This is a genomic window from Streptosporangium nondiastaticum, from assembly GCF_003011965.1.
Taxonomy (GTDB): domain Bacteria; phylum Actinomycetota; class Actinomycetes; order Streptomycetales; family Streptomycetaceae; genus Streptomyces; species Streptomyces nondiastaticus.
In genome coordinates this window covers 1-14608 of record NZ_PXWG01000161.1, presented here as the reverse complement: position 1 = coordinate 14608, position 14608 = coordinate 1, and the positions used below count along the sequence as shown (strand labels likewise).

Annotated in this window: 14 protein-coding genes and 1 pseudogene; 3 read left to right on the top strand and 12 right to left on the bottom strand. The window is 73.0% G+C overall.

The features are described 5' to 3' along the window. The first annotated feature begins 204 nt into the window (after nt 1-204). The gene (locus tag B7P34_RS31685; RefSeq protein ID WP_223268424.1) at nt 205-816 is read left to right on the top strand and encodes an N-acetylmuramoyl-L-alanine amidase; all 612 of its coding nucleotides are present in this window, start codon (nt 205-207) and stop codon (nt 814-816) included. 9 nt (nt 817-825) lie between these two features. On the opposite strand, the gene B7P34_RS31680 is transcribed toward B7P34_RS31685, so the two are convergent. Then, a complete protein-coding gene (locus B7P34_RS31680) occupies nt 826-1995 on the bottom strand; it encodes a cysteine desulfurase family protein (RefSeq protein ID WP_106681634.1) in 1170 nt (389 codons plus the stop codon). A 13-nt stretch (nt 1996-2008) separates the two neighbouring features. Continuing rightward, nucleotides 2009-3007 (bottom strand): helix-turn-helix transcriptional regulator, encoded by a 999-nt coding sequence (locus B7P34_RS31675; protein WP_106681633.1) that lies wholly within the window; start codon nt 3005-3007, stop codon nt 2009-2011. A 113-nt stretch (nt 3008-3120) separates the two neighbouring features. On the opposite strand from B7P34_RS31675, the gene B7P34_RS31670 reads away from it, so the two are divergent. Beyond that, the gene (locus B7P34_RS31670) at nt 3121-3711 is read left to right on the top strand and encodes a TIGR03086 family metal-binding protein (RefSeq protein WP_106681632.1); all 591 of its coding nucleotides are present in this window, start codon (nt 3121-3123) and stop codon (nt 3709-3711) included. Nucleotides 3712-3747: 36 nt separating this feature from the next. Here B7P34_RS31670 and B7P34_RS31665 read toward each other — a convergent pair whose 3' ends face one another. The 9 genes from B7P34_RS31665 to B7P34_RS31625 all read right to left on the bottom strand — a co-directional run bounded on the left by B7P34_RS31665 (nt 3748) and on the right by B7P34_RS31625 (nt 13586). Further along, nucleotides 3748-4581, bottom strand: a complete 834-nt coding sequence (locus B7P34_RS31665) for a thioesterase family protein (RefSeq protein ID WP_106681631.1) — start codon at nt 4579-4581, stop codon at nt 3748-3750. Nucleotides 4582-4661: 80 nt separating this feature from the next. Continuing rightward, nucleotides 4662-5321: a trimeric intracellular cation channel family protein gene (locus B7P34_RS31660; protein WP_106681630.1), complete on the bottom strand. Its 660-nt coding sequence runs from the start codon at nt 5319-5321 to the stop codon at nt 4662-4664. Between the two features lie 38 nt (nt 5322-5359). Then, complete coding sequence (locus B7P34_RS31655; RefSeq protein ID WP_106681637.1) at nt 5360-6406, bottom strand: ABC transporter ATP-binding protein; 1047 nt, start codon at nt 6404-6406, stop codon at nt 5360-5362. A 47-nt stretch (nt 6407-6453) separates the two neighbouring features. Further along, the gene (locus B7P34_RS31650) at nt 6454-7551 is read right to left on the bottom strand and encodes an ABC transporter ATP-binding protein (protein ID WP_106681629.1); all 1098 of its coding nucleotides are present in this window, start codon (nt 7549-7551) and stop codon (nt 6454-6456) included. Next, nucleotides 7548-8546 carry an ABC transporter permease gene (locus B7P34_RS31645; protein ID WP_106681628.1) on the bottom strand — a complete coding sequence of 333 codons (999 nt, stop codon included), beginning with the start codon at nt 8544-8546 and terminating at the stop codon, nt 7548-7550. Before B7P34_RS31645 ends, B7P34_RS31650 begins: the two co-directional genes overlap by 4 nt. 149 nt (nt 8547-8695) lie before the next feature. Beyond that, a complete protein-coding gene (locus tag B7P34_RS31640) occupies nt 8696-10447 on the bottom strand; it encodes an ABC transporter substrate-binding protein (protein WP_189383215.1) in 1752 nt (583 codons plus the stop codon). Nucleotides 10448-10597: 150 nt separating this feature from the next. Then, nucleotides 10598-11596: an ABC transporter permease gene (locus tag B7P34_RS31635; protein WP_106681626.1), complete on the bottom strand. Its 999-nt coding sequence runs from the start codon at nt 11594-11596 to the stop codon at nt 10598-10600. 300 nt (nt 11597-11896) lie between these two features. Further along, nucleotides 11897-12670, bottom strand: a complete 774-nt coding sequence (locus tag B7P34_RS31630; RefSeq protein ID WP_223268423.1) for an enhanced serine sensitivity protein SseB C-terminal domain-containing protein — start codon at nt 12668-12670, stop codon at nt 11897-11899. Nucleotides 12671-12782: 112 nt separating this feature from the next. Then, a complete protein-coding gene (locus B7P34_RS31625; RefSeq protein ID WP_106681625.1) occupies nt 12783-13586 on the bottom strand; it encodes an enhanced serine sensitivity protein SseB C-terminal domain-containing protein in 804 nt (267 codons plus the stop codon). A 259-nt stretch (nt 13587-13845) separates the two neighbouring features. Here B7P34_RS31625 and B7P34_RS31620 point away from each other — a divergent pair, with 259 nt between their 5' ends. Beyond that, nucleotides 13846-14391, top strand: coding sequence for a hypothetical protein (locus B7P34_RS31620; protein WP_106681624.1), 546 nt, complete (start codon nt 13846-13848; stop codon nt 14389-14391). Nucleotides 14392-14414: 23 nt separating this feature from the next. Here the strand turns inward: B7P34_RS31620 and B7P34_RS31615 are convergent. Next, a pseudogene (locus tag B7P34_RS31615) lies at nt 14415-14608 on the bottom strand (ATP-binding protein); the annotation flags it as partial.

The following is a 14608-nucleotide window of genomic DNA, read 5'->3' as shown; positions in this document are numbered from 1 at the left end:
AAAAGACCTTGCCGGCCGGCACTCCCCCTCCGCCGCCGCGGCGCGGAACCCCTGCCGGGGTGTCCGGCGGTGCCCGGCCCGCCCCGGGGCCCGTGCGGCCCCGGCCCCGGAACCGGTTGCCGGCCCGCGCGCGTTTCGGGGAGAGAGGGGAACACGCACAGCAGGGGGGCACACGTGGGCGGGGAGCGCATCACGCGGCGGGGGGTGATCGTCGGTGCCGGCGCCGGCCTCGTCGCCGCGGCCACCGGCGCGTACGCCGGCCGGGACGAGATCGAGCGCTGGTGGTGGCGGGTCTCCGGGCGGGAGAGGCCTCGTACGGACGGTGCGCTCGATCACGCCGGGGCCGAGTGGGTCGCCGCGTCGTCGGCGAACTGGCGGCGCGCCTCACGCCCGGACGACTACACGATCGACCGCATCGTCGTCCACGTCGTGCAGGGCAGCTACGGCGACGCCCTGGACGTCTTCCGCGACCCCCTGCACGAGGCCGCCGCGCACTACGTCGTGCGCAAGGACGGCCACATCGCGCAGACCGTCCGCGAGCTGGACGTGGCCTTCCACTCGGGGAACCGCCGGTTCAACGAGCGCAGCATCGGCATCGAGCACGAGGGCTACGTGGACCGGCCCGCGGGCTTCACGGACGCCATGTACACCGCCTCGGCCCGGCTCGCGGCTGGCATCTGCGCCCGTTACCGGATCCCCGTGGACCGTACCCACCTCGTCGCGCACTCCGAGGTGCCGGGGACGGATCACACCGATCCCGGCCCCCACTGGGACTGGGACCGGTACCTCCGTCTGGTGCGGGAAGCCGCCGGCTGAGGGAAGCCGCTAGCTGAGGCCCGCCGAGCGCGCCCGCTCCACCACCGGGCCGATGGCCTCGGCGACGGCCGCCACGTCCGCCGCCGTGGAGGTGTGCCCCAGGGAGAAGCGGAGCGTGCCGCGGGCCAGGTCCGCGTCGGTGCCCATGGCGAGGACGACGTGGCTCGGCTGGGCCACGCCCGCGGTGCACGCGGAGCCCGTGGAGCACTCGATGCCCTGGGCGTCGAGGAGGAGGAGCAGGGAGTCCCCTTCGCAGCCGGGGAAGGAGAAGTGGGCGTTGGCGGGCAGGCGGCCGGCCGGGTCGGGGTCGCCGCCGAGGACGGCGTCGGGGACGGCGGCCCGCACGCCGGCGATCAGTTCGTCGCGCAGGGCGCCGATCTCGCGGGCGAAGTCCGCGCGCCGGGCGGCGGCGAGCTCGCCGGCGACGGCGAAGGCGGCGACCGCGGGCACGTCGAGCGTGCCGGAGCGCACGTGGCGCTCCTGGCCGCCGCCGTGGAGCAGCGGCACGGGCGCGTACTGGCGGCCGAGGAGGAGCGCGCCGATGCCGTACGGCCCGCCGATCTTGTGTCCGCTGACGGTCATGGCGGCGAGCCCGGAGTCCGCGAAGCCGATGTCGAGCTGGCCGAAGGCCTGGACGGCGTCGGCGTGCAGGGGCACGCCGAACTCGGCGGCGGCGTCCGCCAGTTCGCGGACCGGCATGATCGTGCCGATCTCGTTGTTGGCCCACATCACCGTGGCCAGGGCGACGTCCCCGGGCTCGCGGGCTATGGCCTCGCGCAGCGCGTCGGGGTGGACGCGGCCGTAGGAGTCGACGGGGAGGTACTCGACGGTCGCGCCCTCGTGCGTGGCGAGCCAGTCGACGGCGTCGAGCACGGCGTGGTGCTCGACGGGGCTGGTGAGGACGCGCGTGCGGGCGGGGTCGGCGGCCCTGCGCGCCCAGTACAGGCCCTTGACGGCGAGGTTGTCGGCTTCGGTGCCGCCCGCGGTGAACACGACTTCGCTGGGGCGGGCGCCGAGCGCCGCGGCGAGGGACTCGCGCGCCTCCTCGACGGTGCGGCGCGCCCGCCGCCCGGCGGCGTGCAGCGAGGAGGCGTTTCCGGTGAGGGCGAGCTGGGCGGTCATCGCCTGCACCGCCTCCGGAAGCATCGGGGTGGTGGCGGCGTGGTCGAGGTAGGCCATGGTGGGCACGATTCTACGAGGCCGGGTCCGGAACAGTACCGGGCGTTCCGGCCCGGGGCCGTCCGTACAGTTCCGCGGTCGCCGCGGCCGCCTCCGCCAGGTCCGCGCGGACCTCTTCCGGGGAGCGGACCTCGACGTCGGGGCCGAAGGCCAGCAGGGTGCGGGCGGCGCGGGGGTCGGCGAAGCGGAGTTCGACGGTGGCGGGGTCCCCGCCGGTGGGCGGGGCGGCGACGGCGGAGCCGAGGAAGCGCAGGAACAAATCGAGCCGGGAGCGCCGCACGGTGGCCGTCACGCGCACGTCCGCGGGCCGCTGTTCGACGTCGCGCCGGAGCACCTCCCAGGCATCGGCGAGCTCGACGCCGGCCCGGCGCCGCACTGCGTCCGCGGTGACGGTCACGGCGGCCATGCGGTCGGCGCGGAAGAGCTGCGGGCGGGCCCGCCGGTCGGCGACGAGGTACCAGACGCCGGCCTTGGCGACGAGGCCGTAGGGGTCGACGGTGTACGTACGGGTGTGCTCCTGGCCGCCGTGCCGGTAGCGCAGGCGCAGCCGCCGGTCGGCGAAGACGGCGCTCTGCAGTTCGCCGACGTCGACGGCGGGGGCCGGGGCGGGGCCGCCCAGCCAGCGGACGGGGTCGACGAGGATGCGGCGGCTGGTGGCCTCGGCGGCGGGCCTGTGCGGGGCGGGCAGGGCGGCCATGACCTTGCGCAGGGCGGAGCCGAGGGCGCCGTCGAGGCCGAGGTCGGCGAGCGTGCTCCGGGTGGCGAGGACGAAGAGGGCACGGGCCTCGTCGGCGGTGAGGCCCGTGACGTCCGTGCGGTAGCCGGGCAGCAGGGCTATGCCGCCGTGCCGGCCGCGTTCGGCGTAGACGGGCACCCCGGCGGCGGACAGGGACTCGACGTCGCGGTAGACGGTGCGGACGGACACCTCCAGGCGGTCGGCCAGTTCGCGGGCGGGCACGCGGCCGCGGGTCTGGAGGAGCAGGAGGATCGCCAGCAGTCGGTCGGATTTCACCGCTCAAGGATGGCGTGCGGGACGGGGCGGAAAACCTGACGGTCGTTGTCAGGTTATGGCGGGATGCTCTGCGCGTTCCCCACGACGGATCTCTTCTTGCGAATGGAGTCGCCATGACCGCCACGCCCGCCCTCTCCGACCCCCGCCCCCTGGTGGAGCGCGCCGTCGCCCAGGTCGCGGCCCTGATCGAGGCCGTGCCCGCAGAGCGGCTCGGGGATCCGACGCCGTGCGCGGACTTCGACGTACGGGCCCTGCTGGAGCACCTGGTGGCCGGCGCGCACGATGCCGCGCAGCTCGGCGAGACCGGCACGGTGAAGAGGAGCGCCCCGCCCGCGGACGTCGCGGACGACGGCTGGGGCCGGGCCTACGGGGCGGCGCTGGCCCGGCTGACGGCGGCCTGGGCGGACGACGAGAAGCTGGAGCGCCCGGTGACCGTGGAGTGGGGGACGTTCCCGGGGGCCGTGTACCTGGCGTCGGGTGTGGTGCTGGAGAGCGTTACGCACGCCTGGGACCTGTCGCAGGCGCTGGGGCACCAGCTCCCCCTGGACCAGGAGCTGGCCGGACTGGTGCTGGGCCCGGCCCAGCGGTTCCTGCCGGCGGAGCGGCGGGGCGACGAGGTGCCGTTCGGGCCGGTGCGGCCCGCGCCCGAGGGCGCGGACGCGTACACGCGGCTGGCGGCGTGGCTGGGCCGGGAGGTCGCGTGATCCGGCCGTGAACCCGCCGTGAGCCGGCGGGCGGCCTCAGCGCCGCGGCGCGGCCGCCAGCTGCCGGGACTGGGCCACGAGCCGGTCCTCGCTGTCCCAGACCTCGGCGTCCTCCTCCAGGAAGCCGCCCGCGAGGTTGCGCGTGGTGATGGCGATGCGGACGGGCCCGGGCGCGGGCCGGCAGCGGATGTGGGCGGTCAGCTCGACGGTGGGCACCCAGCCGGTCAGGCCCATCTCGAACGTCGTGGGCGGCAGGGCGTCGACGGCGAGCAGCAGGGCGAAGGGGTCCATGGGGCGGCCGTCCGCGAGCCCGAACCAGCCGCGCATCTCGCCGCGGCCGCTGGGCGAGCCGACGGCCCAGCCGGCGGTCGCGGGGTCGAGGCGGATGTCGAGGCGACGGGCGATCTCGGAGAGCGGGTGGGAGCCGTCGTCGTGCTCCTTGCCCAGGCAGTGCTCGTACGGGGGGACGGCCGGCGGCTTGGCCGTGGTGCGGACGTCGTCGCTGAGCGCGCCGAGGTCGCCGTAGGTGGCGAGGACGCGGATCCGCTCGACCTCGGCGCCGTCCTCGTCGTACTGGAGGAGGGACGCCTGGCCGGTGGAGAGGGCGCGGCCGGTGCGGACGGTCTGCGTGCGGACGACGGCGGGGCCGGGCCGGCTGACCGAGAGGTAGTGCGCGGTGACGGTGAACGGGTCGGGGTGGGGCAGCTCCGCGGCGAGGCCCCGGGCGGCCAGGGCCAGGAGGAAGCCGCCGTTGACCGCACCGCCGATGGTCCACCCGGCGGGGAGGGCGGCGTCGTGCACGCCGGGGCCGCGGGGGGTCAGCGCGGTGTCGCGGTCGAATTCGCTGTCACCGATGGTTGCCTGTGCCATGGCGCCACGCTACACCCCGAAGTTACTCGCCGGTAAGGGCTCGCTGAAGGGTAAACAACCGGAAATCCCGGCTCCCGGCGTCACGCCTCTTCGGTGGCCGCGCTCCGCCGGTGCCACGCCCGCGGCGCCCGCCAGTGGAAGCGCATGGCGAGCAGCCGCAGCACGAACGCCGTCACCACCGGCACCGCGTAGGCGAGGCCGTCCAGCGCGCCGAAGCGCAGCAGCAGCGCGGCCAGGGCGGCGCCGACCATGGCGGGCACGGCGTACAGGTCGCGGTCCCAGCGCAGCAGCGACGGCACCTCGTGGGCGAGTATGTCGCGCAGCACGCCGCCGCCGACCGCCGTGGCCAGCCCGAGCGTCGCGGCGAAGACGAGGCCGAGCCCGTGCCCGTACGCCTTGACCGTGCCGGTGACGCAGAACAGCCCGAGGCCCGCGGCGTCGAAGACCCCCACGGCCTTGGTGATCCGCTCGACCTCCGGGTGCAGGAAGAAGACGATCACCGTGGCGAGCAGCGGGGTGAGGAAGTAGCCGAGGTCGGTGAAGGCCGCGGGCGGCACGGCACCGATGATCACGTCCCGGATCAGCCCGCCGCCCAGCGCCGTGACCTCCGCCAGGACCGCCATGCCGAAGACGTCGAAGTTCTTCCGCACGGCGAGCAGGGCGCCGGAGATCGCGAAGACGAAGATCCCGGCGATGTCCAGCGAATGCTGGACGGAGGGGCTGAACAGGTCGGTGAGCACGAGACATTGTCACTCAGCCCGGAGGCTGATACGGACGATCATCCTCCGCTCGTTCCCGCCGCGGCCGCCTCCGGTGCGTTCTCCGGGTGGTGGCAGGCCACCTGGTGCCCCGGTTCGAGCGCCAGCAGCGGCGGCTCCTGCACCTTGCACACGTCCGTCGCCTTCCAGCACCGGGTGTGGAAGCGGCAGCCGGACGGCGGCGAGATCGGCGACGGCACGTCGCCCTTGAGCAGGATGCGCTCCCGCTTGGCGCGCCGCTTCGGGTCCGGCACCGGCACCGCGGACAGCAGCGCCTTGGTGTACGGGTGCATCGGCTTCGTGTAGAGCGACGTGCGGTCGGTGAGCTCCACGAGCTTGCCGAGGTACATGACGGCGATGCGGTCCGAGACGTGGCGGATCACCGACAGGTCGTGCGCGATGATCACGTACGTCAGCCCGAGCTCGTCCTGGAGGTCGTCGAGCAGGTTGACCACCTGCGCCTGGATCGACACGTCCAGCGCGGAGACCGGCTCGTCCGCGACGACGAGCTTCGGCTTGAGCGCGAGCGCCCGCGCGATGCCGATGCGCTGCCGCTGCCCGCCGGAGAACTCGTGGGGGTAGCGGTTGTAGTGCTCCGGATTGAGCCCCACCAGCTCCAGCAGCCGCTGCACCTCCTTCTTCACCCCGCCCTCGGGCGCGATGCCCTGCAGCCTGAAGGGCGCGCCGACGATGGTGCCGACGGTGTGGCGGGGGTTCAGCGAGGAGTACGGGTCCTGGAAGATCATCTGGATGTCGCGGCGCAGCGGGCGCATCCCGGCCACGCCGAGGTGGCTGATGTCCTTGCCCTGGAACGCGACCCGGCCGCCCGTGGGCTCCAGCAGCCGGGTGATCAGCCGGCCCATGGTGGACTTGCCGCAGCCGGACTCCCCCACCACGCCCAGGGTCTCCCCCGTGCGCACGTCGAAGGTGAGCCCGTCCACGGCCTGGACGGCGCCGACCTGCCGGCGCAGCAGCCCTTTGGTGATGGGAAAGTGCTTGACCAGGCCCTCGACCGTGAGGAGGGCCTCGGGCCCGTCGGACGGCGCATGCTGCCCGGGAATCTTCATCGCGTGGCCCTCGTGGTCCTCATGGCCGTCACGGCCCTCGTGGTCCTTCACAGCTTCGGCGCAATCTCTTCGGTCCAGATGCGGGCCCGTTCCTCCTCGGCCATGTGGCAGGCGGACCAGTGCCGGCCGCCTCCCGCGGCGCCGTCGCCGCCGACCAGGCGCAGTTCGGGCCGCTCCGTGCGGGTGATCCCGCCCGCGGGCACGTCGGCGTACGGGCAGCGCGGGTTGAAGGCGCAGCCGGAGGGGATGTTGATGAGGCTGGGCGGGGAGCCCTTGACCGGGATCAGCCGGTCGGTCTGCTCGCGGTCGATGCGCGGCATGGAGCCCAGCAGGCCCCAGGTGTAGGGGTGCCGGGGCTCGGAGAAGACCTTCTCCGCGGGCCCGCGCTCCACACAGCGGCCGCCGTACATGACGAGGATGTCGTCGGCCAGCTCGGCGACGACGCCGAGGTCGTGGGTGATGACGATGACGGCCGAGCCGAACTCCTTCTGCAGGTCGCGGATGAGGTCGAGGATCTGCGCCTGGACGGTGACGTCCAGGGCGGTGGTCGGCTCGTCCGCGATGAGCAGCTCGGGGTTGTTGACCAGCGCCATGGCGATCATGGCGCGCTGGCGCATGCCGCCGGAGAACTGGTGGGGGTAGTCGTCCACGCGGCGGTCGGGCTGCGGGATGCCGACGCGGTCCAGCAGCTCGACGGCCCGCTTGCGGGCGGTCTTCTTGTCCGCGTCGGGGTGGTGCACGCGGTAGGCCTCGGTGATCTGGTGGCCGATCGTGAAGTACGGGTGCATGGCGGACAGCGGGTCCTGGAAGATCATCGCCATCTCGCGGCCGCGCAGCCGCCGCACCTCGTCGGGGTCGGCGCCCATCAGCTCCTTGCCGTCGAGCCAGATCTCCCCGGAGATCCGGGCCCTGCCGCGCCCGTACTGGCCGACGGTGTGCAGGCCCATGATGCCGAGCGAGGTGACCGACTTGCCCGAGCCGGACTCGCCGACGATGCCGAGCGTCCGGCCCTTCTCCAGCTGGAACGAGAGCCCGTCGACGGACTTGACCAGGCCGTCGTCGGTGGGGAAGTGGATGCGCAGGTCCCGCACGTCGAGGAAGGCGGTGGGGGCGTCCCCCGTGCCGGGGGCGGGGGCGGTGGTCACGAGAGCCTCACTCGGGGGTCGATCACGGCGTACAGGAGGTCCACGACCAGGTTGGCGAAGACGACGGCGGAGGCCGTGATGAGCGTGACGCCGAGGATCATCGGCAGGTCGCGTTCGTTGATGGCCGCCACCGCGGCCTGGCCGAGGCCGGGCAGGCTGAAGGCCGTCTCGGTGAGGATGGCGCCGCCGACCAGCGCCCCGAGGTCCATGCCGAGCACGGTGAGGATCGGGGTCATGGTGGAGCGCATCGCGTGCTTGCCGATGACGACGGGCTCGGCGAGCCCCTTGGCGCGGGCGGTGCGGATGTAGTCCTCGCCGAGGACCTCCAGCATGGTGGCGCGGGTGAGCCGCGCGTACATCGCCGCGTAGAGGAAGGCGAGGGTGACCCAGGGCAGGATCAGGCCGCCGAACCAGCTCCCGGGGGCGTCCGCGAAGGACGTGTACTCGCCGCCGACCCAGCCGAGCTTGTACTTGAAGACCGCGAGCGAGAGCAGGGCGGTGAAGTAGATCGGCAGGGAGACGCCGCCGAGCGCCACGGTCATGGCGGTGCGGTCCCAGACGGTGCCGCGCTTGAGGGCGGAGACGACGCCGGTCAGGACGCCGCCGGTGACCCACAGCACGCAGGCGCCGCCGGCGAGCGAGAGGGTGACGGGCAGCCTGCTCGTCAGCTCGGGCCAGACGGGGTTCTCGTGCTTGAACGAGTAGCCGAAGCAGGGCGCCGGGCAGTGGACGGAGCCGTTCGCGCTGGAGTAGTCCCGGCCCGCGAAGATCCCGCTGACGAAGTTCCAGAACTGCTCCAGGATCGGCTTGCCGAGCCCCAGCTTCTCCCGGATGCCCTCGATGGCCGCCGGGTCGGCCTGCTTGCCGATGTACATCAGCGCGGGGTCGGCCCCGGTGAACTTCGGGATCGCGAAGAAGATGCCGAAGGTCACGAGGATGACCACGAGCAGCATCACGATGACGGCGAACAGCCGCCTGACGATGTAAGCGAACACTGCGGTCGGCCCGGCGGCGGCCCGGAGGCGCCCCCCTGGGGAAGAGGGGGGCGTCCCCGGTCGTCGCGCTCGGCCCTCACCTGCCCTTCGGGCCTAGCGGCGGGTGCGCCGGCGGAGCGGACGGACTGTCACGGCCATGACGGGCGCGATCACTTGACGACGCCCAGCGAGGCGTAGTCGTAGCGGCCGTTGTAGGCGTCGGCCGTGTAGACGTTGGTCAGCCGGGAGCTGCGCCAGATGATGTTCTTCTCGTAGGTGAAGGGCAGGTACCAGGCGCCCTCCATGACCTTCTTGTTGGCCTCCTGGTAGATCTTCCCGGCCTTCTCCACGTCGGTCTCCGCGATGGCCTCGTCGAAGGTCTTGTTGACCGCGGGGTCGTTCAGCTCGGGGTAGTTCTGGTTGCCGCTCTCCTGGATGAAGCGGCCGTCGGCGATCGGCTGGAGGAAGCCCTGGCCGCTGGGGAAGTCGGAGCCCCAGCCCATGATGATGATGCCGTAGCCCTTGGCCTTGACGTTCGCCGGCGAGCCGATGATGCCGGTGGTCTGCGCGCCGTCGTACTTGTCGATCTGCGCGTCGATGCCGATGGCCTTCAGGGACGCCTGGAGCGACTCCGCGGTGGCGACCTCCTGCGACTTGTTGTTGCGCACGGCGATCGTCGTCTTGAAGCCCTCGGGCTTGCCGCAGGCCTTCAGCTCCTCCTTGGCCTTGGCCGCGTCGGGCTTGCCCTGCTTGATGTTGTACGGGTCGTAGGCGGGGTCGAAGCCCTTGACCGCGGGCGGCAGCATGCTGAGGCCGAGGTCGCCGCCGGCCTGGGGGCCGCCGCGCGCGGTCTGCAGCGAGGTGTGGTCGGCGCCGTAGATGACGGCCTTGCGGCAGTGCTCGTTGTCGAACGGGGCGACGGTCTTGGGGAAGGCCGCGTAGCGGATGAAGCCGGTCTGCGGGTTGTCGACGTTGCCCTTCTTCTCCTTGAGGGCCTTCTGGCGGCCCGCCGAGCCCATGCCGGTGGCGTTCAGGTCGAGGTCGTAGTCGCCCTTGATCAGCCGGTTGTCCATGTCGTCGGCGTTGGTGATCAGCGTGACCGAGATCTTGTCCGGCAGGGCCTTGCGGACCGGGTCGGAGTCCTTGTTCCACTTGTCGTTGCGGACCAGTTCGAGGCCCTTGTTGGGGCTGTACGCGACCCACTTGTACGGCCCGTTGGAGAACGGCTTCTGGCCGTACCGCTCGGCGGTGTCCTTGTCCGGGCGGACCGGGGCCGCGGCGGGCATCGCGATCATCTGCAAGAAGTCGCCGTTGGGCTTGGGCAGTTTGAAGACGATCGTCTTCTCGTCCGGCGTCTCGATCGCCTTCAGCCCCAGCTTGTCCTTGCTCTCGTCCTTGTACGGGCCCTTGTACGTCTTCTCGGGGTCCAGGACCTGCATCAGCCAGGTGGGGCCGCCGGAGATCTTGTCGGTGGCCCAGGTGCGCTCGATGCCGTACTTGATCTGCTGGGCGGTGACGGGCTGCCCGTCCTCCCAGGTCACCCCGGGCCGCAGGGTGAAGGTGTAGGTCTTCTTGTCGTCCGAGACCTTGCCGGTGTCGGTGGCCAGGTCCGGGACGAGCGTGGTGCTCTCGCCGCCGGCGGCCGGCTTCGAGGTGATCAGCGTGCGGGCGTAGTAGCGGGCGAAGTCCCACATGAATCCGTAGTAACCGCGCTGCGGGTCCCACGAGTCGGCGTCCTGCGTGCCGATGAACTTCAGCTCGCCGCCCTTCTTCTCAGAGGCGCCCGCGACCTTGTCGACCGCGGCGTTGAAGCCCGCGCCCTTGCCGTCCCCGCTCTCCTTGCTGCTGCCACCGCCGCCGCAGGCGGCCGTCGTGACCAGGGCCGCGACCACGAGGGCCGCCCCGGCGGCGGACCTCCGCATGGGAGTTCTCTGTGTTCTCAAGGTGTCGCGACCTCCGTGATCGTCGCCGCCCGGGACCGGGCCGGCGGGTTTGCGGACGTGAGCCTCCTGACGGACCGACAGGGGCGGTGGGACACGAACGGGACGGCGGGTGCGGGCCCTCGGCGCGCGCTAGCGCGACCCCTTGGGGTCCAGGGCGTCCCGGACACCGTCGCCGAAGAGGTTGAACGCGAGGACGGTGACGAAGATGGCGAGACCCGGGATGATCATGAAGACCGGGTCCGCCTCGTAGTGGTCGACGGCTCTGGCGAGCATCTCGCCCCACGATGCCGTGGGGGGCTTGACTCCGGTACCGAGGAAGCTGAGGGCGGCCTCGGTGAGGACGTTGGTGGGGATCATCAGCGTGGTGTACACGGTGATCGGCGCGACCAGGTTGGGCAGCAGCTCCCGGAAGAGGATGTAGCCGCGGCCGGCGCCCAGGCTGCGCGCGGCCTCGACGTACTCCCGCTCCCTGAGCGAGAGGGTCTGGCCGCGCACGATGCGCCCGATGTAGGGCCAGCCGAAGAAGCCGATGACGGCGATCAGCACGCCCATGCGCACGCCCGAACCGGTCAGTCCCCAGAGCGAGTCGGGGACCACGGACACCAGCGCGATGATGAACAGCAGCTGGGGGAAGGCCAGCAGGAGGTCCATGACCCGGCTGATCACGGCGTCGACCCAGCCCCCGAAGAAGCCTGCGACGATGCCGAACACGGTGCCGAGGAAGACCGCGACGACGGCGGACAGGAAGGCCACGAGGAGCGAGACGCGGGCCCCGTAGACGATGCGGCTGAAGACGTCGCGCCCGTTCACGGGCTCGGCGCCGAAGAGGAAGTCCCCGTTGATGCCGCCCCAGGAGCCCTTGGGCGTGCTGAAGAGGGGGTCGATCTGGTCCTCGTGGAACTCGTTGGGCGGGTGGCCCAGCGCGCCCACGATCAGCGGGGCGAACACCGCCACGAGGATGAGCAGCACCACGACGGTGCCGCCGGCCAGGGCGAACTTGTCGCGCTTCAACCGGATCCAGGCGATCCGCCAGGGGGACCGGCCCTCGATCGCCTTGGCCGGGACGTCGGCGGCGACGTCGACGGCAGCGGTCTGCGCCGCGTCCGTGTCGTGCAGTGGTGCCGTCATCGTCTGGTGGACCCCCCTCGGCCGGCACGCGCCGGCCCAACGCCCGCCGCGCATGCGGCTGGTTCACATCACTGGTGCGAAAGGTGCGATGGTGCCTTGCGGGATCGTGCACGCGGAGCAGGTCGTACGCAGGACCCGGAGTCCTTGTGGCGGGAGTCTTCAACGGCTCCGCGATCACCCGCCAGACCCGGTCGGCAAAGGATGCGCAACCGTGATGTGTGCAGGGGAATTCCGTTATACGGACAACCGAGATCGGCTCACGAGGCGCCGGACGGGCGGCGGCGCCCCGCTGGGCATCCGTCAGTAGGCCCCGGTCTGCGGGGGATAGCCGTAACCGGAAGGAGCCGCGGGCGCGCCGTGGGCGTCGCGGTCGTAGAACGGGCGGGCGTTGGCGCGCATCCACATCGCGACGGGGTCGTGCTCGTCCGACATCGCGACCGTGGACACCGGCAGGCCGTCCGGCACCGCGCCGACCGACTGCTGCATCATCAGCCGCACGGACTCCACAGAACCCGGCGAGGTGTCGTAGAGGTCCAGGCCGATGGCCAGGTACGCGCTGCCGAGGGCGGGCTGCACCCAGGCGCGGCGCAGCGAGCGCACCGCGGGGGTGCGGTGGGCGTTCTGCCCGAGGAGGGCGTAGAACTGCGGGATCTCCACGCCGGGCTCGCTCAGGCGCAGCGGCCCGGCCGGCAGCCGGTCCAGGCCGCCGGCGATGCGGCGCAGGTCGAGCCACGGGATGCCGACGCCGCCGCCGGGCGCGTGCGGATTGAGCCACAGGCCCCAGCGGCCGGGGTAGAGGGCCTCGGCGACGGCGCGGCCGGAGATCACCTCGTGGGCGCGGTTCCAGCCGCTGGCGGCGAGCTCCTGGGCCGACGTCACGCACGGGGCGTAGCCGAGGCCTTCGACCTCCATGTTGCCGTACTGGGCGTCGGGCGAACCGGCCTGGCCGTGCCAGAGCAGCATCCAGACCCGGCCCTCGGCCAGCGACCGCAGCAGCGCCTCGTACGCGTCGTACCGCCCGGGCGCCACTTGGCGCAGCATCTGCTCCACGCCGCTCTCCGCGCCCGCGCTCACCTGGGTCCGCCTCTTCTCTCGGCCTTGACTGCTGCTGCGACCCGGGAGCGCCGGCGCGCCCCCGTGGTCGTCCGACCAGCTTACGAGCCCGCCGCGGCGGACAGGGGAGGAGTCACAGGTCGCGGTCGTAGAACGGACGGATCCGGTCCCGCATCCAGTCGCCGACCGGATCCCGCGCGACGTCCAGGAAGACGAGCTGGACGGGCCAGGGCACGGGCACGGAGCCGAGGGCGCGGCCGACGGCGTCGTGGGCCGCGGCGCGGCTCTCGGGGTCCGGCAGGTCCAGCTCGACGCCGACGAACAGCGCGGGCGCGGCGCCCTCGATGCCGGCGAGGGCGCGGCGCGCCGTCCGGACGGCGCGGGCGGCGGCGAACTCCAGGCCCGCGGCGGCCAGGAAGGCCGTCGGCTCGTCCTGCCAGTCGGGCTCGAAGAGCCGCACCCGGCCGCCGGTGGCGTCGCCGTCGAGGAGGGTGCGGCCGGCCCGGCACAGCTCGGCGACGGCGGGCGGGGGCAGCGGGGCGCCCACGGAGCCCTCGGGGTTGACGACGATGCCCACCTGCGGGGGCAGGCCGCGGGCGAACTCGACGGCGGGCGCGACCGCGTACGGCATGTGCTCGCCCGCGACGCGCAGGAGCTCGCCCTCGGAGCTGAAGACGGGCACGAAGGCCGCGCCGCCGAGCTCCAGCGTGGGCACGTCGAGGTCGGGGCTGTCCGGGCCGCCGCCGGCCGGAAGCGGAATCCAGACGTGGCTGCGGCCGAGCGCCTCCACGATGCGGGGGCCCGCGCCGGGCACGCCCACGGAGGCGGCGAGCACCTCTTCGAGCTCGTTGGCCGGCCAGGCGGGCGCACTGGCTGCGGGCGTGCCGCTGCCGGCGGGGGCCGGGGCCCGGCCGCCGTGCTGCCCGGGGATGCTCATCTCGTCCAACTCGTCCAACGCCGTCCAACCACCGTCTCGACAAGGCCGCACCCGCACCCTAACGGCTGAACCCCCGGCCGCTCGCGCCGGGCGGCGAAATCGGCGGTGATGTCCCAGGTCAGGGCGGGCCGGGCGGGTGGTCACCCACTCCCGTCACGGCACTTACCGTGGCCACTGAGTTGCGCAGAGCCACCACGCGCCACACGGTGATCGGGCAGCCTCCGACAGCAGCCTCCCGGCAGCGGAAGGGACCTCCAGCATGCGTGTCAACAAGTTCGCCGCATCGGCGATAGCCGTCGCCGCCTGCAGCTCCGTCGCCGTGGCCGTCGCGGGGCCCTCCCTCGCCGCCGTGAACGCCCCGGACCCCGACATGTCCGTAATCGTGACCCCGTCCAAGGCGCCCAAGGCGGCGGTCCAGCAGCAGCTCGACGCGGTGGGACAGCTGGGCGAGATGCTCACGCTGCTCTCCCGGATCGGCAAGGAGGCGCAGTCGAAGACGCCCGACGTGGCCGCGCTCAAGGAGATGCAGCAGCGGCTGCGGGCGGCGACGGCGCGCCTCGCGGACTCCCTGCGGACGTCCCCGCCCGCCAGGGGGCGCCAGGCGACGGACCCCGTGGGCGACGTCCACGACCTGCTGAAGAAGCTGGCGGCGGCGGTCCAGAAGGTGATCGATGCGGTGGAGAAGAAGGACAGGGCGGGCGTCCAGGCGGCGCTCACGGAGGCGCTGACCGTCCTGAAGGACCTCCTGTCCAAACTCCCCTTGACGGGCGACGGCATGCCCCTGCCGGTGCCGCTGCCGCTGTAGGCGGCGGGTCCGGTCGTCCGCCCCTACGCGAAGGCGATCTCCCGGAGGACGTCCACGGCCCCGCGGTCCATGAGGACCACCGACGTCACGCCCGCCGGCGACCGGCCCGCCGTGAGCTCGGCCGTGAGCCGGGCCATCGCCCGCCGGTGCCGCCCGAACGCGCGCGGCGAGACGCCCCGGCCCCGCGCCGCCTGCCCGGCCAGCGCCGTGCCCGGCG